Annotated in this window: 15 protein-coding genes; 11 read left to right on the plus strand and 4 right to left on the minus strand. The window is 58.9% G+C overall.

Translation table 11 applies throughout. The features are described 5' to 3' along the window. Positions 1 to 1,845, plus strand: a 1,845-nt coding sequence (locus K1Y02_16360; GenBank protein MBX7257937.1) for a GH92 family glycosyl hydrolase, incomplete at its 5' end; no start/stop codon positions are given. 62 nt (positions 1,846 to 1,907) lie between these two features. Here K1Y02_16360 and K1Y02_16365 read toward each other — a convergent pair. The 3 genes from K1Y02_16365 to K1Y02_16375 all read right to left on the minus strand — a co-directional run bounded on the left by K1Y02_16365 (position 1,908) and on the right by K1Y02_16375 (position 7,389). Beyond that, on the minus strand, positions 1,908 to 4,208 hold the full coding sequence (locus tag K1Y02_16365; GenBank protein ID MBX7257938.1) for a hypothetical protein: 2,301 nt from the start codon (positions 4,206 to 4,208) through the stop codon (positions 1,908 to 1,910). Positions 4,209 to 4,311: 103 nt separating this feature from the next. Beyond that, positions 4,312 to 5,622, minus strand: a complete 1,311-nt coding sequence (locus tag K1Y02_16370) for a DUF3142 domain-containing protein (protein MBX7257939.1) — start codon at positions 5,620 to 5,622, stop codon at positions 4,312 to 4,314. Positions 5,623 to 5,877: 255 nt separating this feature from the next. Then, positions 5,878 to 7,389 carry a M6 family metalloprotease domain-containing protein gene (locus K1Y02_16375; GenBank protein ID MBX7257940.1) on the minus strand — a complete coding sequence of 504 codons (1,512 nt, stop codon included), beginning with the start codon at positions 7,387 to 7,389 and terminating at the stop codon, positions 5,878 to 5,880. Between the two features lie 704 nt (positions 7,390 to 8,093). Between K1Y02_16375 and K1Y02_16380 the strand changes: the two genes are divergently transcribed. From K1Y02_16380 to K1Y02_16415, 8 genes are all read left to right on the plus strand, one after another. After that, positions 8,094 to 8,741 carry a redox-sensing transcriptional repressor Rex gene (locus K1Y02_16380; protein MBX7257941.1) on the plus strand — a complete coding sequence of 216 codons (648 nt, stop codon included), beginning with the start codon at positions 8,094 to 8,096 and terminating at the stop codon, positions 8,739 to 8,741. Then, on the plus strand, positions 8,738 to 9,226 hold the full coding sequence (gene nuoE, locus K1Y02_16385; protein ID MBX7257942.1) for an NADH-quinone oxidoreductase subunit NuoE: 489 nt from the start codon (positions 8,738 to 8,740) through the stop codon (positions 9,224 to 9,226). Before K1Y02_16380 ends, nuoE begins: the two co-directional genes overlap by 4 nt. A 1-nt stretch (position 9,227) precedes the next feature. Beyond that, a complete protein-coding gene (locus K1Y02_16390) occupies positions 9,228 to 11,345 on the plus strand; it encodes an NADH-quinone oxidoreductase subunit NuoF (GenBank protein MBX7257943.1) in 2,118 nt (705 codons plus the stop codon). A gap of 78 nt (positions 11,346 to 11,423) precedes the next feature. Next, positions 11,424 to 13,145: a [FeFe] hydrogenase, group A gene (locus K1Y02_16395; protein MBX7257944.1), complete on the plus strand. Its 1,722-nt coding sequence runs from the start codon at positions 11,424 to 11,426 to the stop codon at positions 13,143 to 13,145. Between the two features lie 53 nt (positions 13,146 to 13,198). Next, positions 13,199 to 15,232, plus strand: coding sequence for a 4Fe-4S binding protein (locus tag K1Y02_16400; protein ID MBX7257945.1), 2,034 nt, complete (start codon positions 13,199 to 13,201; stop codon positions 15,230 to 15,232). Continuing rightward, positions 15,229 to 15,624 (plus strand): response regulator, encoded by a 396-nt coding sequence (locus K1Y02_16405; GenBank protein ID MBX7257946.1) that lies wholly within the window; start codon positions 15,229 to 15,231, stop codon positions 15,622 to 15,624. The genes K1Y02_16400 and K1Y02_16405 overlap by 4 nt, the downstream gene beginning before the upstream one ends. A gap of 240 nt (positions 15,625 to 15,864) precedes the next feature. Further along, a complete protein-coding gene (locus tag K1Y02_16410; GenBank protein MBX7257947.1) occupies positions 15,865 to 17,031 on the plus strand; it encodes a response regulator in 1,167 nt (388 codons plus the stop codon). Between the two features lie 60 nt (positions 17,032 to 17,091). Then, positions 17,092 to 18,339 carry a cache domain-containing protein gene (locus tag K1Y02_16415; protein MBX7257948.1) on the plus strand — a complete coding sequence of 416 codons (1,248 nt, stop codon included), beginning with the start codon at positions 17,092 to 17,094 and terminating at the stop codon, positions 18,337 to 18,339. A gap of 54 nt (positions 18,340 to 18,393) precedes the next feature. On the opposite strand, the gene K1Y02_16420 is transcribed toward K1Y02_16415, so the two are convergent. Then, on the minus strand, positions 18,394 to 18,888 hold the full coding sequence (locus K1Y02_16420) for a nitroreductase family protein (GenBank protein ID MBX7257949.1): 495 nt from the start codon (positions 18,886 to 18,888) through the stop codon (positions 18,394 to 18,396). A gap of 200 nt (positions 18,889 to 19,088) precedes the next feature. Between K1Y02_16420 and ispE the strand changes: the two genes are divergently transcribed. Beyond that, on the plus strand, positions 19,089 to 19,970 hold the full coding sequence (ispE, locus tag K1Y02_16425) for a 4-(cytidine 5'-diphospho)-2-C-methyl-D-erythritol kinase (protein ID MBX7257950.1): 882 nt from the start codon (positions 19,089 to 19,091) through the stop codon (positions 19,968 to 19,970). A 144-nt stretch (positions 19,971 to 20,114) separates the two neighbouring features. Beyond that, positions 20,115 to 20,978: a ferredoxin-NADP reductase gene (locus K1Y02_16430; GenBank protein ID MBX7257951.1), complete on the plus strand. Its 864-nt coding sequence runs from the start codon at positions 20,115 to 20,117 to the stop codon at positions 20,976 to 20,978. Positions 20,979 to 21,069 lie beyond the last annotated feature (91 nt).

Genomic DNA, 21,069 nt, shown 5'->3' on the forward strand with positions numbered 1-21,069 from the left:
TATGCGGTGCAGTTGTCGGACGTACTTGCAGAGATGACGGCGACGACCCGCGTTGGCGTGCACCGGTATACGTTCAGCAAGGGAACGACGCCGCATTTGCGCTTGGACGTCACGAGCGCGTTGGGCGACAAGCATGCCGAAAGGGGGGTCGTGAAGATCCTCCCCGACGCGAAAGAGATTGAAGGATCGTGCCGGGAGTTCGGATCGTTCTCGGGCCGCTACAAGGGGCTCGACGCCTTTTTCGTCGCTCGGTTCAGCAAGCCGTTTGCGTCGTATGCGACGTGGACTGGAGAATCGATTAGTCCCAACACAGATTCTGCGTCCGGTGATTCCGTGGGCGTCGATTGCTCGTTTGCGATCGACGATTCGAATGTGGTGGAGGTCCGCGTAGGCATCTCGTACGTGAGCATCGCGAATGCGCGCGCAAACCTCGACGCTGAGGCGGGGAGTCGTTCCTTCGACGAGATTGCGGCCGAAGCGCAAAAGGCGTGGGACGAGCGGTTGTCCGCGATACACGTTACGGGAGGCACCGAGGAACAACAACGCGTCTTCTATACTTCGCTGTATCGTTCCATGCAGATGCCTACGACGTTCAGCGACACGAATGGCGAGTATCGCGGGTTCGATTTCGCGACGCACAAGGCGGAAGGATTCACCTACTACACCGATTTCTCGTTATGGGACACGTTCCGCACGGTGCACCCGCTCTACAACCTGATTGCGCGCAAGGAACAACGCGACATGATGGTGTCGCTGGTGGAGATGGGCAAGGCGGGCGGTGGCGCGTTACCAAGATGGCCGTCAGGAACCGGATACACCAACTGCATGTTCGGCACGCCCGCCGATATCGCCGTTACCGATGCGTATCTGAAGGGCATCCGCGAATTCGATATTGAGACAGCGTACGCGATGATGCGGCAAGTGGCGCTGGTGGGCGTGCCGTTGGGATGCGAGTTCGGCGGGCGTAACAAGCTGCAAGAGTATCGCCAATACGGGTATTGCCCTTCGGATATCATGAACAAGGCGGTGTCGGCGACGCTTGAATACGGTTACGCCGACTACGCGCTCATGCTTCTCGCGCGCGAATTGGGCCACGAAGACGACGCGAAGACCTTCGAGACACACGTGGGTTTCTATAAGAACCTTTGGAATCCGGATACGCAGTTCTTTCAGCCCAAAGACTCGCAAGGGAACTGGTTCGCGGAGTTTCGTCCGTTGGCGCTGAGCTACACGGATTTCGACAACAAATACACGGACGATTACGTCGAAGGCAGTCCGATGCAATGGCGTTGGGCCGTGCCGTTCGACGCGGAGGGGCTGGTCTCGTTGTTTTCGAGCCGCGAATACTTCGTGAGCGAGTTGGATACGTTCTTTGCGAAGGCGCGCAAGAAGAAAGGGTATTGGCATCCCGGTTCCTACTATTGGCACGGTAACGAGCCTGCGTTGTTCACGGTGTATCTGTTCAACGCGGCGGGACGTCCCGACCTGACGCAGAAGTGGGTGCGTTGGTTGCTCGACACGCGCTACGGCGACGACTACGTCGGTCTCGACGGCAACAACGACGCGGGGACCTTGTCGGCGTGGTACGTGTTCAGCGCGCTTGGGTTTTATCCGATTGCGGGTTCGACGCGGTACGAACTGGGCGCGCCGCTATTCGAGCGGGCCGAGGTGAAGATAGGCGACCGTACGCTCACCATCAAAGCCGAGAATTTCGCGGCCGAGAACATCTACGTGCAGCGCGTCACCTTGAATGGGACTCCGCTGGACCGCACCCATTTTACCCACGACGAAATTGCGAACGGCGGCGAATTGGTGTTCGAGATGGGGGCCAGTCCGAAGGTGTAACCCTCAGAATTGGCTGCTTGTGTTGTAGGGATGGTGGGGGGGGGCTGCGGTTGCGTCGTCGATTATTGCGATTGTACCGCTGGCAGCTGTAGCTGTTCCTCCGGTTCTTCTCCGGGCGCATATTTGGGGAACCAGTGCCGTTTGTCGGCTTCTTGTGCGTAGGGCAGCGCGGGGCAACGGCGCACGATGGCTTTGTAGAAGCGGTCAGCTGCTCTGGGGTTGCGATTCTTCAGTAGCATGCCGCCTTCGTACAAGACCTTCAGCGTTTCCATGTCGTTGTCTGGAAGCGACTGCGCGGCCTGCCAATACAGTTCGGCGAGGAGGTACAGGTAGCTACGGCGAAGGTTGTATGTGGGCGCGCTTTTCCACACGCGGCGCACTTCGTCGTCGCTGGCGTCGAGGGCTTTTATTGTAGATGCGGGCAGGGTCTTGAAGACCTCCTTGTCTTCGAGTTGAACCAGGTTCTTCTTCATGGGTTCTTCGACCATCCAGGAAAGTGTTGGTGTCATTCCTGCTTTGAACGCGCGGTGATAGGTCGGTCCCGTTAATTCGAAGCCTCCGTTGTAATAGCCCCAGTCAGGCTCCAATTCCGTCCGCAGCAGTTTGCTGTGTTCTTCCTTCTGAAACATACGCGCCGCGGCAACCAGGTGTGTGGCTCGATCCGAACCGCTGTCCTTCGAAGGTTTCTTGGCTTCTTTACTGGGAAAGCGCAATTGCGTGTCGCCCCAGCGCACGGGACTCACTTGGGCAGCGACTTCCAACGCCGACATGATGGGATTGAGTCTTTCTTGACCGTCCTTCGCGAGATACTTCATCGCGTCTTTCCATTGTCCGGCGCGGACCATGCGGCGCGCGAGTATGTCGCTGAGGTACGCGATACGCGAGATCTCATCATAGTAGTGATTCTCCAGAGGTTCCTGCAGGGCGGGGTCATTGGCGTGGGAGTCCACGTATTCGCGGAGTTCGGTGATGGTCAGCACACGTTCGGCGATGTAGGCGGTGTCTTCCGAAAAGTGCGATTTTGCGAACAGATCCAATGCCTTGCTGTATTCGCCGCGCCCCACCAGCAAGACGCCCAAGTCGGCTTTGACTTCATCCCTCGGAGAAGCGGGATTTCTCAGGATGTAGTCGTCGATCCCGCGCGGGCTTGAGTTGCCAGGCGTGGCGGGCAGCTCGCGGGGAATGGAGGCCGGCCATCGGTCTTCCCGGGGGAAGGCGTCGACGAGGGTGTGGAGAAGTGCGATGGCCTTGTCGATCTTGCCATCGCGAAGTAGCAGTTTCGATTGCACCCATTTTGTGTACGGTGACGCCGGATCGGCTGCGTCGGTCCAACGCCGGACGTTCTCCATGTCCCCGCAATTGTACGCCGCCCACGCCAACCGATCTGCCCCGGGGTAGGGTTTTTGGACGCCCGCCTCGCGCAATGCTTCACTCCATCGCGCGCTGATGGAGGTCGCGTCCGGATTGGAAATTAGATATGCGGCGACGAGTTGCTGGCACAGAGAATCCTTCGTGGCGTTGGGGTCGATCCGTTCCGCGTGGCACGCGGCATAGCAAGCGGATTGCAGCGATTCGCCCCACACCTCACGATTCGTCTCATCGGAGGTTAGAAGCAGGCGGGCGTAATGTTGAATCGCCTGGGCGTGCATGCCTGCTCGCAGTTCCGCTTGAGCTTGAAGGCCGAAGCTATCTTGGGCCAATCCCAATGTGTCACGGAATCCGGCGTCCGCAAGCTCACGCACCTTCGCGTAGTATTCGATCGCGCCTTCGGGGTCGGTCTTGAGGCGGGCCTTGGCAATCATGTACGCGGCCCATGTGGAGCGGTATTGCCGTTCGTCTGGTGGCAGTTCCAACAGGGTATGCCAATCGCGCGTAGCGGATTCCAGGTTGCCCCAGCGATAGGCGCGGGCGCCCTGGCAATACAGTGCGAACTCCTTGGGAAGGGACTGGAGCACGAAGGCTTCGGAGAACGCTTGCAGCATATTCGGGGTCGTCTTGACGGCCGTGCGATAGGCGCGGTATTGAGACATGGATACCGTACCCTGCAGAGATTTGGCGGCAAGGGCCTCCTGGAGGTCGGTCTCATCCGCTTCGAGTGTAGACTTCCAATAGGCGGCGTCGCCTTTGCTTAGTGGGGCGGCAAACTGGCGCTCTGAACGGTAGTGGCCGTTCTTGTAGAAGAGGTCTACCTCTAGAACTCGGCCCGCTTCCCAGCGAAACGAGGCATCCGGCAATGTCAGGATGCGCCATTCGAAACCGTCGCCGAGAAAGGTCAGGGGAAAGAACGGCGAACACGCGTAGGCCGCACTCAAGCTTCCGATTGCGAACATCAGCAATCCATGGACGTACATCCGGCGCGTCATTTGGTTCCCCCCTAAGCGACAGTCTTCCATACTATCGAATCGACACACGAATTAATACGTCGAGGTGCTGGAAAGGTTGCGTGTTGGAGACGAGCCGCGGAAGCTACTTGATGATCTCGACCCGAGTCACCTTGATGGGTTCTTCGGGTGGGGGATCGCCGGTGTTGAGGCGCAGCCAGGCGGCTTGGATAGGGGCGCCGGTTTTGGGGGCAGGGCCGGTTAGGACCATTTTGGGGGAGCGGCTGTCTTTGGTAGCTTTGAAACCGCGCATGGAATCGTGGGCGGCGAGTTCGGCGCTTTCCCATTCGACGTCGATGCGGAGCTGTTCCAGGACGTTGGCTTCGCCGGTGTTGGAGATCCAGACTTCGTAGAGACCGGGTTGCGGAGTCTTCACATTAACGGCGAATTCCACTAGGGGTTCGTCGCCGGACATAACGGCCTCCAGCGTTTCCCAGGTCCAATTGAGCTCGTCGGACTCGACCGGCATGCGGAACCAGGCAATTCCTAGACATTCACGGGGCGGGGCCTCGCGCAACGCGTGCACAACATCCGCGATGTCGTTCGGGTCAGTCATGATGGTCTTCACTTGGTAGCCGGGATTCCACGCCGGTGTGGGGCCTTCCGCGGATAAGGCGGCGAATTTGCCGTCGGGACCGAAGGCGACGCGGTAGCCGTATGTGGGCAGCGCGATGTAGAAGGGTGTGCCTTCAAGAGAAGCCCGGCGCAGGTAACCGCTAATCTTGGAAGTGTTGCAGATCACAATCGGGGCGTCGATTGTGGTTGGTTTTTCAAGTGAATGCACTTGAAGGACATAATAGGAGAGGTCGCGCACGAGTTTGGAGAATTGCCAGCTTTTGAGCCAGGTCGGCAAGACGGTGATTGACATCTCGAGTTGGGGCAATTCTGCGCGCAGGCGTTCCAGCAGTTGTCGGTACTCCGGCAGTTTCGACGTGGGACTATCGTAGTCGAGTTGCACGCCGGTGACGCGAACCCCGCCCTTCTTCGCGGCCTCAACCGATTCCTTGAACACGCCCGCCAGATATGCGCTGGTGCGATCGACGGACTCGTCGGTGAGCACGTCGCCCAACGTGACGTTGGCACGCAGTACGAGGGTCGTCGGCACCTGACCTTTCGCGAGGGAAGACCAGTCGGGCAACGCGGCATGGTAAGTGGGGGCTTGGTTCTTTGCGCTGACCTCGCCGATCAGCACCATAAACTCATGCGCAAACGGTGTCGCCTGGTCTACGGCCTCCTTCACGGAGTCATTCCACGCCAATTGCCACACGTAGAACGCCGTGCTTAGTGGGCGAGGCGGCGGCGCTTCGGGGCTGAATAGCACTACCGTGAGGCCGATGATAAAAGCTGCCGCTCCTACAATCAGGCGAATCAGACGAATACGTTTTGTGCGGGTCATTTGGGTGTGTTTAATTCCGCGATGCTCTGTTGCGACGGGATTCCTGTCCCTGTGTCTACTCGAAGTATAGTTGGGTCCGGGCGACGAGTCCAAACATGCCCGAAAAGGGCGCTAGAGTCTTTGCTTAGCCTCTACAAAGCGCGGATTTACGCATGACGTGCAAGACGTCTCCCTGCGCGTAGCCAGAAAGGGTGTGAGGTAGAGCGGAGTCGGCATGGCAGCCGGTGACCATTCGCCGACCCCGCACACGCCACACTACTTTGCAGTAAACGTGATTTCCTTTCCTGCCGCTCCGATGGCGCTTATCTCGAGACCCGAAGCTTTCTTGTTCCACCACTTGCTATTCGGCTTGGTCTTCGCGCCGAATTTGGTGCCGTTCCCTTGGCGGAACAAGTCCTTGCTGTCCCCAACGTTCTGCGATTTCTCCAGGTTCTTTTTCCCATCGGCCTGCATCAGCGCACACTCGTAATGGCGGGCGGGAGTGCCCTGTTGGTTGTCGTTGCTTCCCAAGTGGTCCACGTGCCAGACGGCCAACCCCGAATCCGTTAGGAGACTGTCGCGACCTTCTTGAAACCGATTCTCAATAATGAAGTACTCGTTGTTGTCTTTCTTGTGGATGAAGAACTCGTTCTTGCCTGCTCTGGCCTTGAAGGTCTGCCCACTTGCGATAGTTCGCGTGGTGCCCCACCCCGCGGCATTCTTCAGATAGGCGCAGATCTGCGTGGGATTGGTATCGGCGCCTTGAACCGCGCCCCCGGCACACATGAGACAGTAAACGCCGATTCCTTCCGAATCGGAGTCATAGTCGTAGAGGTCGGGGAAATCGCAGACCATGTGCCCGTTTTCATGACAGAATGTCCCCAGCGTCAACTGATCGCCCATGTTTGTAATCTGATAGTCGTAGGCTTTCGCGTCTTGCGTCAGCGTGTACGGACTGTCCAGGCTCGATGAGTGCGGCCACAATCCCTTGGCCCACCTGTTCACACAGGGTCCCGCGTAGAAGACATTCAAGGCATACACGTACCCTTGATCGTCCGTCGAAAGTGCGCTGAAATCGAATCCCTTGGCGGTAAGATCGTCCAGAGCCTCTTTTATAAGCTCCAGAGTCCGACGAGGTTGTGTGACCTTCTCGTCCGTGTAGTACGAGCGTTTGTTCTTGGCCGTATAGTACGGCGCAACGACGTTCGTGTACTTCATTTTGCCCAGCGAGTTTTCGAAGAAGTAGTCGTACACCGAGCCGTTGTTACCGAATCCGTTGTAACCTGGCTTATTGCAGAACTCCTCGACTTCTTGCTGAGTGATAGTCCCGTGGACGTCCGGAAACTGAACCAGCAAACACAGACCCACGTACGTTCCGATCGTTCCTTGGGGTGGAGGCGCAGCGGCGACTTCGCTCGTGATCATCGCGCGGCGAAGCGTCGTCCTTTTCTGCTGTCTGCGCTCTTCCCACCGCGTCGTGCCGCGCGGCAGATCCGAAATAATCTGCGATCGCGTCCTGTTCTTTGCGCTGCGAGTCGGCTTTCGTGCGCCTGACCGGAGTCGCTTCGGCACGGCCCCTCCCGCACGTACACCCATCGGGGCAACTTCTTCCCCGGTCTTGTCAATCTCCGCGTACTCGTAAAAACCTGTCTCCGAATTCAGAACGACGGGATGTCCATCCAACGTCTCGAACCGCGCGTTGTACTGGTCGCCCCATCCCCGAACTTTAAGTTCGGTGCCATCCGGCTGAACAAAGACGAACTCCTTGCCATGAAATGGAAATGACATTGCGAGATCCTCCCCTTCTACCTTGCTGTGATGAACAATTGACCACTTCGTCTAAGGCATCGCAACGGAGAACTGCCTCGAAGTCTATAGCTTTGCGCCTATCGCTCCTGAATCGCGCTTTCAGAGCAACGGTTGATCGCTTTGAAAACGATACTGAGCTCCAAGCTTGTCGACTGTGGTGAAGGACAGCAATGATTGATTCAGATTACTTGACGACTGCAATGCGGAGAGGAACTATTCGGATTCATATAACGGGCTTGAGAACCGATTTGTCGCATACCGCGAAGAGTTGCGTTACTCCACGCGCGCGCACCACTCGACCGACAAACGGCAACTTGACGATGGCCCAGGGCTCTTACATCACCCCAGTAGAGGATAGTGTGACATAACCCTGTGTGATATGCAATCGCGCAGTCTAGGGCAATCCCATCAGGACAGTCGGGAACTTCGGTACGAGAGTGGCGAGATTTTGCCATGAACGGAAGCGGTTATCTCGGCAGTAATTATCGGGCGCGGCTGAAGGGGTGGAGTACCGGCAACCGGCGGCAAGTAGTTGATTGACTTAATTCAAATATTATCATTATTATCATATAGTCGTGATTTTCTTCACGATTGGCTTGATTTGGACAATGAAAGTGTGCTAAAGTACCTGTGAATGAATTCACAGCGTGATATCGTTCACAGAATCTGTGTAAGGGGGCTCCATGCAAACGACCACATCGGACAAAACCATCGGGCGAATTAGCCTCTATCGGCGTTTGCTACACAGTTTTTGCGCGGATGGCGTGCGGTATTTGTACTCGCACCAATTGGCGACGTTGGCGGGAGTGACGCCAGCGCAGGTACGCCGTGACATTATGGCTCTGGGGTATGTGGGGAGTCCAGCGCGCGGATATCACGTGGAAGAGTTGCTCGAGAGTATCAGCGCGTTCCTGAATGACGCGGACGTACAGCCGGTGGCGCTGGTGGGACTGGGTAACCTAGGACGGGCGTTGCTCGCCTATCTAGGAGGGCGGTCGTCGAAGTATTCGGTGGTGGCGGCCTTTGACTCGGACCCGCAAAAGGCAGGCCGGGTGATCAACGGATGCCGGTGCTATCCAGTGGATTCGATTCGTGAGGTGCTGGAGGACCGCGACATACATATGGCGATCCTCGCGGTGCCAGCGGAAGCGGCGCAGGAAACGGCGGCGCGCTTATGTGAATTGGGCGTAACGGGCATACTCAACTTCGCTCCGGTGCGGTTGTGGGTGCCCGACCATGTATATGTGGAAGACATCGATTTGACCACCGCATTGGAGCGCGTGGCGTATCACGCGAGACGGCGGGCGACCATGAAAGAGGGTGTACGATGACCGCTACTGCCTTGGAACGACCTCGAGATGCGATAGACGACATTCTGGCGGATTACCCGAACGCGGGGCGTGAGGCACTCATCCCGATCCTACAGGACGTGCAGGATCGGGAGGGGTTCCTCTCCCGCGAGTCGATCGGACGTATTGGCCAGTACCTGGGGCTGCCCGCGAGCAAGATTTACGGGGTGGCCACGTTCTACAACCAGTTCCGCTTTCAAGCTCTTGGAAAGAACCACATTCAGGTGTGCCGCGGAACAGCGTGCCACGTGAAGGGATCCTTGAGCATCCTGGACGCCGTGCGTCATGAGTTGAAGATCGAGCCGGGCCAAACCACGAAAGATGGTCAGTTCAGTCTTGAAGTCGTGGCATGCATCGGCGCTTGCGGCCTTGCCCCTGTGATCTGCGTCAACGGCGAGTTCTTTGCCACGATGACGACAGCGCAGTTGCGGCAGATCCTCGAGGATTTCCGGGAAGGGGTGCAGTAAGATGTACGAAGAAATTCGCGAACAGATTTGCAGTCATTGCTGGCATGGGGTGGAACGTCCGTGTCCCGACTTGGTGACGTGCTTGACGAAAGGCCCCGTGTGCCACGAAGACAAGGCGGCAGCAAAGGCCCGTCGAGATATCACTACGCGTTTACGCCGCGACAAGCTCACCAAGAGAATCATCTATGTCGGCGCAGGCACCTGCGGGTTGGGCGCAGGCGCAGGCAAGACGCTCACGGCGGTCCGCACATACCTGGCGCGCCGCGACATGGAAGCCGACGTCGTGGAAGTTGGCTGCATCGGTTTGTGCTCGGCCGAGCCGCTCGTCGATGTCCAACTGCCCGGCATGACACGCGTCTCGTTTCAGGGAGTCACGGCCGATAAAGTCGATGACCTGCTCGACAAGGTCTTCAGAGGGGACCTTCCCGAGCCGGGCATGATCCTCGGCCAATTCCGTTCCGACGGGCTGACTTCCTGGGATAACGTCAACTACCTCGATCAGCATCCCTTCTTCGCACCCCAGACGCGCTGGGTGCTCGTGAACTGCGGCATAATCGATCCGTCGTCCATTGACGAATACATTGCGCGCGGCGGATACGGCGCGCTGGCAACCACGTTGCGCACAAAGACTCGTCAGGACGTCTGCGACGCCGTCGAAAAAAGCGGTCTGCGGGGACGTGGGGGCGGTGGCTTCCCGACGGGCCGGAAATGGAAGTTTGCGCTGGCCGCGGAGAGCGAACAGAAGTACTTGATCTGCAACGCGGACGAAGGCGACCCCGGCGCGTTCATGGACCGTGCCGTTATCGAAGGCGACCCGCACCGGATGCTCGAAGGCATGGCCATCGCGGCGTATGCCATTGGAGCTAGCAAGGCGTACGTGTACATCCGCGCGGAGTATCCGCTGGCGATCGCGCGCCTCAAGCACGCCATCGCGCAGGCGGAAGCCTATGGCCTTCTGGGCGACAACATTCTGGACAGCGGATTCGATCTGCACATCATCATCAAGAAGGGCGCGGGTGCCTTTGTGTGCGGTGAAGAAACCGCGTTGATTAATAGCGTCGAAGGTAAGCGCGGCATGCCGCGTCCGCGTCCGCCTTTCCCGGCCGTTCGCGGACTGTTCGACAAGCCAACGGTCATCAACAACGTCGAGACTATGGCCAACATCCCGGGGATTCTGGCTCGCGGCGCCGAAGCCTTTGCGGCAGTTGGAACCGAAGGCAGCAAGGGCACCAAGGTGTTCGCGCTCTCGGGTAAAGTCTCGCGCACGGGATTGGTGGAAGTGGCGATGGGCACCACCATTCGCACGGTGGTGTTCGAATGCGGCGGCGGCATCCCGAAGGGCAAGAAATACAAGGCCGTACAAATTGGCGGCCCATCCGGCGGGTGCATTCCCACGCAACACCTCGACATCAATGTCGACTATGAATCGCTGAAGACCGTCGGCGCCATGATGGGGTCCGGCGGTTTGGTGGTCATGGACGAAGACACCTGCATGGTGGACGTAGCCAAGTTCTTCATGGAATTCATTCAGCGCGAGAGCTGCGGCAAGTGCATCCCATGCCGCGAAGGGACGCTGCGTATGCTGGAAGTCCTGCAGCGCATCACCCGCGGACGGAGAGCCGAGCAAGGCGTCGAAGCGCTGGAGCGATTCCAGGGCGTGATGTACCTCAATCGGCTCGCCCAAGTCATCCGCGATACCAGCTTGTGCGGCCTTGGACAGACGGCTCCGAATCCCGTGCTGAGCACGTTGCGGTGGTTCCGCGACGAATACGAAGCGCACATCTTCGAGCGTCGCTGCCCCGCGGGAGCGTGCTCCGAACTGCGCACTTTCGTAATCGACGCCGAAGCCTGCACGGGGTGCGGCAACTGCAAACCCAAGTGTCCGACGGATGCCATCGTGGGCGCTCCGCAGCGGATTCACTACATCCTTGAAGAGAAGTGCATCGGTTGTTCCGGTTGCTTCGACGCGTGCAACCACGGCGCCGTGCATCTGGCGGAACTGGTTCCGGTAGCCGCGGCGGCCCCGGCCGCGCGCGACGAGAGCGACGCCGTCGTGGGCGTGTTCTCGAAGGGAGCGTTCCGGGATTGGCACGACGGCCGCGGACTGATCCGAGAGTAGGCGCGGTGTGTCTGCGAATCGGAAGTACGACAGAAACGAGAAACGCTACGGCGCACGCGCCGAGAGAGGTTGCTTAGTATGTTGACAATCGAAGTGAATGGACGCCAGGTGGAAGCCAAAGAAGGCGAAACCCTGTTGAAGTCCTTGCAGCGGGCGGGCATTCAGGTGCCCACCTTGTGCCATATGGATGGGCTGTTTCCGACCGGGGCGTGCCGGATGTGCGTCGTGGAAGTGAGCGGTATGCCGAATCTTGCTCCGAGCTGCGCGCTGCCCGTGCAACAGGGCATGGTGGTGCGCACGCACTCGCCGCGCGCGCTGCGCGCCCGCAAGACGATCATCGAACTATTGCTCGCTAACCACCCGGATGACTGCCTGTACTGCGTTCGCAACAACACGTGCGAATTGCAGCGGTTGGCCTCGGAGTTGGGTGTGCGCACGCGCCGGTATTCGGGCGCCCGCCGCGAGTACAAAGAAGATGTGTCGAGTCCGTCGCTGGTCCGCGACCCGGATAAATGCATTCTCTGCGGCAAGTGCGTGCGGGTATGCGAAGAGATTCAGGGCGTGGGCGCAATCGATTTTGCGGGCCGCGGAAGCCAGGCGTGCATCAGCACGGCGTTTGGCGAGAGTCTGAACATCGCGAGTTGCGTCTTCTGCGGTCAGTGCATCGTGAATTGTCCGACGGGGGCGTTACGCGAGCAGAGCAGCGTCAAGGAAGTGACTGCGGCGCTGAACGATCCCGAGTTGACGGTGGTCGTGCAACATGCGCCGAGCGTGTCGGTGGCATTGGGCGAAGAATTCGGTCTCAAGCCGGGTACGGACGTAAATGGACTGATGACCGCCGCGTTCCGGCAGTTGGGTTTCTCGCGCGTGTTCGACACGTCATTCTCCGCCGACCTGACGGTGATGGAAGAAGGTTCGGAACTGGTGCACCGCATTAAGAACGGCGGCGTGTTGCCGCTCATGACGAGTTGTTCGCCGGGGTGGGTGAAGTTTGTCGAGCAGTTCTACCCTGAGTTTATGCCGAACCTGTCGACGTGCAAGAGTCCGCAGCAGATGCTGGGCGCGGTGATCAAGAGCTACTACGCGCAAAAAGAGAAGCTCGACCCCGAGAACATCTTCAGCGTGGCAATCATGCCGTGCACGGCGAAAAAGTTCGAATCCGGGCGAAACGAAATGATGCAGGAAGGCGTGCCGGATATCGATGCCGTGCTGACCACGCGCGAACTCGCGCGGGTCATTCGCATGCAGCACATCGATTTCAACTCGCTGAAGCCGGAAACGCCGGATCTGCCCTTTGGCGAGCGCAGCACGGCAGGCAAACTATTTGGCGCGACGGGCGGCGTGATGGAAGCGGCATTACGGAGCGCGTACTTCCTGATTACGGGTAAGGAACTCGAGAACCTCAAGATCGAAGCAGTGCGCGGCTTGAAGGGCGTGAAAGAAGCGCGCATTCCGATCGGCGGCCTGGATTTGGGCGTGGCCGTCGTAAGCGGTCTCGCAAATGCGAAAGCGCTGTTGGAAGAGCTGCGCGCGGGCCGCAACGACCTTCACTTCATTGAAGTGATGACGTGCCCCGGCGGGTGCATCAATGGCGGCGGACAGCCGTTCACGACGGACAAGGAAGCGATCAAGGCGCGTATGCAGGCATTGTATACGCTCGACCGCGACGAGCCGGTGCGGACCGCCCACAGCAACGCGGCGGTACAGCGCCTTTACGAAGATTTCCTGGGAGCGCCATTGAGCGAGAAGTCGCATCACCTGTTGCATACGCATTATTGTGAGCGCGAAGTGACGACGTAGCCCGCAGGGGGGGCGGAAACGCCGAGGAGCCAGCCATGAACAACGCGGCAAGGATTCCGTTGGTAACGACCATCCGGGAACATTGCCGCGTTTGTTTTACGTGTGTCCGAGAGTGCCCGGCCAAGGCCATCCGGATTATGGAAGGCCAGGCCATGGTGCTCTCGGATCGTTGTATTGGGTGCGGCAATTGCGTTCGCGTGTGCAGTCAGAAGGCCAAGCAGGTTTACAGTTCGATCGAAAAAGTGGCGGCATTGCTTGATTCGGGAGTCCCGGTTGCCGCGCTTGTGGCGCCGAGCTTTCCAGCAGAGTTCGCGGAATGCAGTCACGAGCAGGTCGTGGGTATGCTGCGCGCCCTCGGGTTCTCCAAAGTTTGCGAAGTGGCATTTGGCGCGGACCTCGTCGCGGATCGGTACCGCAGGCTGCTTCAGAGCGATGGCGGAAAGCGGTACATCGGGACGACGTGCCCGGCCATCGTTGCCTACATAGAGCGCTACGCGCCCGATCTCGTGGAATGCCTCGCGCCTATTGTGTCGCCAATGGTCGCGGCGGCAAAGGTCGTGCGTCAGCGTTACGGGAATGATGTGCGGACGGTGTTCATAGGCCCGTGTATCGCCAAGAAGGGGGAGTGCGTCAGCGGCGACGTTGACGATGACGTAGATGCGGCCCTCACGTTTGTCGAGCTGCGCCATATGCTGCGGGATCAGTCCGTCTTTCCCGCGACCGTAAAACCGGGCGAGTTCGATCCGCCGCGCCCGCGCGCGGGGGCGTTGTTCCCGCTTCACCGTGGATTGCTGCAGGCGGCCGACTTGCCGGAGAATCTTCTCGATACGGACGTTGTCGCCGCAGACGGGGGGAACGAATTCGTCGACGCCGTGAAGGAGTTTCAATCCGGCGATATGCAGGTACGGTTGTTGGAGGTGCTCGCATGCAAGGGATGCATCATGGGTCCCGGTATGAGCGGCGACTCCGCCATGTTCCGGCGCCGCGGATTGGTGAGCGACTACGCGCGGGAGCGCGTGGAACACATGGGTCTCGGCGATTGGTACGAGAACATGCGGACGTACGAAACGCTCGATTTGTCGCGGACGTTCTCTTCCCATGACCGGCGCATTCCGGCGCCGTCGGAAGAAGAAATGCGCCGGATTCTCGGACGCATGGGCAAGCGTGTCGCGGCGGACGAACTTAACTGCGGCGCGTGCGGATATCCGACGTGCCGGGAGCACGCGGCGGCCATTTTCACGGGTCTTGCCGAAAGCGAGATGTGCCTGCCGTACGCCATCGAGCAATTGCGGACGACGGTGAAGGACCTTGCCGTCTCCCATGAGCAACTGGCGAAGACGCAGGCGGCGCTGCGGCAGTCGGAGAAGCTGGCGACGATGGGGCAATTGGCGGCGGGTATTGCGCACGAAATCAACAATCCTCTCGGGGTCGTGTTGATGTACGCGCACATTCTGCGCGAAGAGCGCACGAGCGACTCCGATTTGATGGGAGACCTGAGCCTCATCGTCGAGCAAGCGGATCGGTGCAAGAAGATCGTCGCGGGCCTGCTGCATTTCGCGCGGCAAAATGAAGTGCAACTCCAGCCGACGGACGTGGCCGAGCATGTGGGGAAATGCCTGGCGGTGATGCCGCCGCCGGAGGGCGTGACAACAGAGATTTCGAGGGAAGGATCGCCTGCAGTAGCGGAGATCGACCGGGATCAAATGATGCAGGTGTGGACGAACTTGATCACCAATGCCTATGCGGCGATGCCCCGAGGCGGACGCCTTTCGGTCTGTGTCACTGGGCTCATTGACTCGGTATCTGTACGCATAGGAGACACGGGAGTTGGGATTTCGAAGGCCAATTTAGCTAAAATATTCGAGCCGTTCTTTACCACCAAAGAGATCGGCAAGGGGACGGGATTGGGGCTTGCCGTCACCTATGGCATCGTGAAGATGCACCGGGGAGACATCCACGTAGATACGAACGAAGATCCGAATGAGGGTCCTACGGGTACTGCCTTTACGGTGACCTTGCCCAGAAGATCGGAAGCAGGCAACACAGGCGCGCGGCCGGGGGCCGCGTTGGTAGAAAGCACACTATGACCGAGCAACATCCTTTAATCTTACTTGTGGACGACGACGAGGACTTTCTGCTTCAGCAGCGAGTTCAACTGGAGTCCGAAGGGTTCCGCGTGGTGCAGGCCACGTCGCGGGCCGAAGCCGAACGCTTGCTGGCGCATCAGCATCCGGATCTGGCCATCGTGGACCTCATGATGGAAGACTCGGACGCGGGGTTCACGCTGTGTCATCACATCAAGAAGAAAGATGCAGCGATACCCGTGATCCTATGCACCGCCGTAATAAGTGAGACGGGCATCGAATTCGACGCGTCCACGCCCGAGGAACAGTCTTGGGTGAAAGCGGATGTCATGCTGTCGAAGCCGGTGCGCTTTGAGCAGTTGAAGCGCGAGATTGGACGGCTTCTGAGAGACTAGCGGGGGAATTTTGGATTTTAGATTTTGGATTTTGGATTGGAGAGGGTGCACGGCGGTCTTGCGGCCGGGGGCATCTTGTTTCGATTCAGATTTCGAATAGCAGTACGAGAGGCGCCGTGAATTTCGCGGTGTGTTTTGCATACGAACAGTCTGGGGGAGATTCAGTCAAGCGTCCGTGAGGAGTTGGGAGCAGTCTCGAACCTTCGGAGCAGTGAACTTGGCGGAGGGAAAGCAGGCGTGGTGGATACGCTTCGAGTACTCGTCTGTGACGACGAAGCGGGCATGCGCCAGGGCGTTCAGCGGGCGCTGCGGGGTTTCTCTGTGCCAATCCCCGATGTCGACACCAATGTCCAGTTTGAAGTAGAGCAAGCCGAAAGCGCGGAGCGCGCGCTCGGGATGGTCGAAGCCAATCCTCCTCAAATCCTTCTGCTAGACCTGAAACTGCCGGGCATGAGCGGGCTTGACCTGCTGGAACGAATCGCCCCCATGCATTTGGAGACGCTGGTGATCATGATCACGGCGTACGCCTCCATTGAAACCGCCGTGCGTGCCACGAAGCAGGGTGCGTACGATTTTCTGGCCAAGCCGTTCACGCCGTCGGAACTCAAAGACACCCTGAGCAAGGCCGCGAAGCAACTGCTTCTCGCGAGACAGGCGCGCAAGCTCGCCCAGGAACGCCGCCGGGTGCGCTTCGAGTTTATTTCGGTGGTTGCGCACGAACTTAAGGCGCCGATCAATGCCGTTGAGGGCTATCTGAACATTATGATGACCCGCGCCGCGGGGAACGATCCTGCCGTCTACGACAAGATGGTGGAGCGGTGTCTTGTGCGTATCAGCGGGATGCGCAAAATGATCATGGATCTGCTCGATCTGACCCGTATCGAGTCCGGTTTGAAGAAACGTGAGATTGTGGATGTCGACGTGTGCGAGGCTGCGAAGAACGCGATCGAATCCGTGTTGCCCGAAGCACAGTTGCGGGGAATTGCCGTTAATTTGCACGCGGATGCTCCGGCCGTTATCCAGGCGGACTCCGGGGAAATCGACATCGTATTAAATAACTTCATCACGAACGCGGTGAAGTACAACCGGGACAACGGGAAAGTTGACGTGACCGTGGAGTCGGACCCTGAAGAGATCCGGATTCGCGTGTCGGATACCGGTATTGGGATGTCGAAGGCCGATTGCAGCCGGTTGTTCCTGGACTTTGTGCGCATCAAGAACGAGAAGACGCGGCAGATTATGGGCAGCGGTTTGGGACTCTCGACGGTAAAGAAGGTGGTCACGTTGTACGGCGGCGATGTCAGCGTGCAGAGCGAACCCGACGTCGGGAGCACGTTTACAGCGGTATTGAAGAAGAACCATGCGACGGCGGAGCCAGTTGCGGAGGCGTCGTCGGGGGCCTTGTAAGCCGGCCTAATCGCATGATAGTGTTTGGAATCGCGTGAGCTACTTGGGGGCTTTATGCGTATGCGGGCTGTTATTGGCAGTTCATCGTTGCGTTTTGTTCTTGTGCTTTGCCTCGGGGCCGTTCCCTGTTTCGCCGCCAAACAGACAGAGCTGCCTGCCGCGCTGACGCGCATAAGTCAGGAGGTTCAGGCCAGCCTCGACCGCATGGACAGCGATGTGCAAGATGCGGCCAACCTCATTGCCTTGCACGGCCTGAATCACGACGAAACGCGCCGGATTCTGCGCGCGCTCTACGAGAAACACTCCTATGCCGTGGATACGTGCACGGTCGATATTCGCGGGACAATCGTCGCGGTCGAGCCGGAGCAGTACCGTTCCGTAGAGGGGGCGGACATCAGCGACCAGGAGCAAATCAAGAGACTCCACAAGACACGCAAGGCCGTCCTCAGCAAGGCGTTTGAATCGCGCGAAGGAATCTACGCGGTCGATCTTGAATGGCCTGTGTTCGATCGCGAAGGGGAAATGGTCGGTTCGGTGAGTATACTTCTGCGGCCGGAAGCGCTCTTGAAGTCAATCATCGCGCCGCACATGAAGGGTTTCCCCATGGACGTGTGGGTCATGCAGCCGGACGGAACCATCATCTTCGATCCCGATGCGCAGGAAGTGGGGCTCAATGTATTCACGGACCCGGTCTATCAGCCGTACTATGGGCTGCGCCGGCTGGCCAAGAAGATGGGACGGTCGCGGACTGGTTCCGGTGTCTACGATTTCAGCGGAACCGGCCTGGAGAAGAACGTCACGAAGCAGACCCATTGGACAACTGTTGGCCTCCACGGAACGGAGTGGCGAGTCAACCTTGTGCAGGTGATCAGCGGCGACCCGGACACGGCCAAGCGCGAATTTTCTGACCTGGAGATCATCCAGGCGCGCGATGCCCTCAGGCGCCTGGCAAAAAGTTCCACGCTGCAGCGATTCCTGTCTGCAGGCCAGAGTGTCGAGGTGTTGCGGCTGCTGCAGGGGTTCTACGAAAGCCACCCGGATTTGTACTCCGTCATGTGGGTCACCAAAGACGGGATCACGCGATACGGTTATCCGAAAGAGCGGAGCCTGTACGAATACAACCACCGGGAAGGTCTCAACAAGGACGATGCGGTCCTCCTCGGGATTCTCGAACACGCCAAAGAAGCATGGAGTACGACGACACTCGCGGGCGGCAGAGACGCGCTCGTGTATCTATGTCCCGTCGGTTCGGGGGACAGCTACCGGGGCATGTTGTACTTCGTCCGAATCATGCCGAAGCACAAGTAGAAGGCGCGTAACTGGGTATTGGAGACCTTATAGCCGCCACAGCCCCAGATCGGGCTACGAAAACTGTCCCCAGTGGAGGACTTCTCCCAACGGCCGTTTTACCGGGCTGGGGACTTCGGTGCCGTATCCCACCGCGATTATGCTGACGAGCGTCAAGTCTTCTGGCGCGCGTACGAGTCTGGAGATGGCTGAACCGTAGGGTTTCTTGTCGCCGGCAATCCAGCACGTTCCCAATCCCAAGGCGCGAGCAGCGACCAGCATGTTCTGCGTGGCGGCACAGCCGTCTTCGAGGTAGTACTTCGACGGCTTGCAGAATACCAGGATACATGCGCCCGCCAAGGCAACGTGTTTCCCGAAGTCGGTGGCGTCGGCAATTTGTTTGCGCAGCGCGGGGTCAGTCACGACGACGAATTCCCAGGGTTGTTCGTTGCGGGCACTGGCAGCGAGGCGTCCGCAGTCAACGATGGTTTCCAGCAGGTCGTTGGGAACGGGTTTGTTTTCGTAGACACGAAACGAGCGGCGTGTTCGTAGTGCTTCCAGTGCGTCCATGGTGAAGAATCCCCCTGCGGTTTTCCTTGGATTGATGAGTGATTATATGCATTGGTGGTGGTGTAAGGGAATGGACGGGCACGGACGAGCACGGAGCAATGCGGATGCAGTTGGAGGCATGAGGTGGATTCGGCGGGTTGTTTTGGGCGACCATACGCGTCTGCAATACGTCCATTCGTCTTCAGCAAAGGGATGTTATCGTGAAGTCTGTTTGTGTTCATTCGCATGCCAAAATCAACTTCTATCTCGACGTTGTTCGCAAACGTCGCGACGGGTATCACGACATCGAGACGATATTTCAGACGGTGTCGCTGACGGATACGGTGTTGGCTGAGCCGCGCGCGTCGGACTTGTCGATGGAATGCACGAATCCGGCGCTGGAGTGTGGTCCTTCCAACCTTGTGCTGAAAGCGGCGGCGTTGCTGCGCGAACACACGGGATTCACAGGCGGCGCGCATCTGGTGCTTACGAAGCGCATCCCCGTGGCAGCGGGATTGGCAGGAGGGTCTGGGAACGCGGCTGCCGCGCTCGTGGCACTGAATCTGATGTGGGAACTGGGGTTGTCGAACGCGCGCCTGGAGCGCTTGGCCATAGCGCTTGGATCGGATGTGCCATATTGCCTCGTCGGAGGGACTGTCGCCGCGACGGGCCGGGGCGAGCGCATGGCGGCGCTGAACCCAATACCAGAGACGTGGCTGGTGCTGATGCATCCCCCGCTGGCGGTGAGCACGCGCGCCGTCTATACGAGCCCGCTGCTGCACATCAGTAAGGAACGGCCGTTCGCGGGGCGGACTCCGTCGTTTCGTAAGGCGATTCAGGCGTTGGAGAGCGGCGATGTGGCGGGCGCGACGCGGAACACGATGGAACGCGTGGCATTCTCAATGCATCCGGAACTTGAGGCGTTGGTTCAACGGTTGCGCGATGCGAGTTGCGCGGTCGCGGCGATGAGCGGCAGCGGCCCGACCCTCTTCGGGGTATGCACGGGCCGCGCGCACGCGGAGGAAGTCGCGGCATTGCTGGGTGAACACGCATGCAGCGTCGTTCATACGGTGCCGTGCGCACTGCGTGTCGAGCATGGATGAGCGCCCGCAAGAGTGCGTTTGTTGCGCTAGTTAGCTGTCTTGGCAGAGACAGTTGCGTTTGACTTGAGCGTGGGAACCGCCTACACTGTGTCCACACCGCGTTTCCCATGAATCAAGGGGGTGGAAACGCACGGAGCTCACATCATGCAACGACTCAATGATTTTGACACATCACACACGTTCGAGGCCGTCGTCAAGGAAACCGAGCGAATCACGCCGGAAGGCCACACGGACGAAGTTCGCCACATCGTCTTCGAAATCAAGCGGAAAGACGTGAAACTGCAGATTGGCCAGAATGTCGGTCTGGTGTTGTCCGGTCCGCACGAGTTCGGCAACCAGGTTCACTTCCGGTTGTATACGATTGCGGGCGTCAACGAAGGCGCAAGCGCAGACGGCAACACGGTTTCCATTTGCGTGCGGCGCTGCAACTATCTCGACCCGATTAGCGGCGAGCGCATCCAAGGCGTGGCGTCGAACTACCTGTGCGACCGTCAGCCCGGCGACACCGTGGTATTTTCCGGTCCGTACGGCGGCGTGTTCAGTCTGCCCGATGACAAGAAGGCCAATATTCTGATGGTAGGCTTGGGGACGGGTATTGCGCCGTTCCGCGCATTCGTGAAGCACATCTATGGCGAACTTGGCGGCTGGGAAGGCAAGGTGCGCTTGTTCTACGGCGCGAAGTCCGGCCTTGAGCTGCTGTACATGAACGACAAGAAGAACGACCTCGCGAATTACTACGACGAGGCGACGTTCAAGGCGTTCGAGGCGGTTAGCCCGCGCCCCGCGTTGGATGCGCCCATCGACATGGAAAAGGCGCTTGAGCAGAACGCCGAAGAAGTGTGGGCCATGATTCAGGACCCGAACACGCATGTGTATGTCGCGGGACAGGAAAAGGTCCGCGAAATGCTCGATAAGGCACTCGCGAAGATGGCGGGTTCCGACGAGAAATGGCAGCGCCGGAAGCGCGAGCTGGAAGCCGGAGAGCGCTGGGCGGAATTGCTCTACTAGGCAGTAAAGACTTCGAGTTTATACGCCGCGGATTGCCTGATGGGTAGTCCGCGGTTCTTTCATTTACCGAGGAGGGGTCTTGTCCAGAGCG

The sequence above is a fragment of the Candidatus Hydrogenedentota bacterium genome (genome assembly GCA_019695095.1).
Lineage (GTDB): Bacteria > Hydrogenedentota > Hydrogenedentia > Hydrogenedentales > SLHB01 > JAIBAQ01.

Bases quoted from the DNA above. Each gene is read 5' to 3' on its own strand.
- K1Y02_16430 (MBX7257951.1), top strand. From the start codon at position 20,115: ATGCAACGACTCAATGATTTTGACACATCACACACGTTCGAGGCCGTC.
- K1Y02_16415 (MBX7257948.1), top strand. From the start codon at position 17,092: ATGCGGGCTGTTATTGGCAGTTCATCGTTGCGTTTTGTTCTTGTGCTT.
- K1Y02_16405 (MBX7257946.1), top strand. From the start codon at position 15,229: ATGACCGAGCAACATCCTTTAATCTTACTTGTGGACGACGACGAGGAC.
- K1Y02_16375 (MBX7257940.1), bottom strand. From the start codon at position 7,389: ATGTCATTTCCATTTCATGGCAAGGAGTTCGTCTTTGTTCAGCCGGAT.
- K1Y02_16370 (MBX7257939.1), bottom strand. From the start codon at position 5,622: ATGACCCGCACAAAACGTATTCGTCTGATTCGCCTGATTGTAGGAGCG.
- K1Y02_16365 (MBX7257938.1), bottom strand. From the start codon at position 4,208: ATGACGCGCCGGATGTACGTCCATGGATTGCTGATGTTCGCAATCGGA.
- nuoE (MBX7257942.1), top strand. From the start codon at position 8,738: ATGACCGCTACTGCCTTGGAACGACCTCGAGATGCGATAGACGACATT.
- K1Y02_16395 (MBX7257944.1), top strand. From the start codon at position 11,424: ATGTTGACAATCGAAGTGAATGGACGCCAGGTGGAAGCCAAAGAAGGC.
- K1Y02_16390 (MBX7257943.1), top strand. From the start codon at position 9,228: ATGTACGAAGAAATTCGCGAACAGATTTGCAGTCATTGCTGGCATGGG.
- K1Y02_16420 (MBX7257949.1), bottom strand. From the start codon at position 18,888: ATGGACGCACTGGAAGCACTACGAACACGCCGCTCGTTTCGTGTCTAC.
- K1Y02_16380 (MBX7257941.1), top strand. From the start codon at position 8,094: ATGCAAACGACCACATCGGACAAAACCATCGGGCGAATTAGCCTCTAT.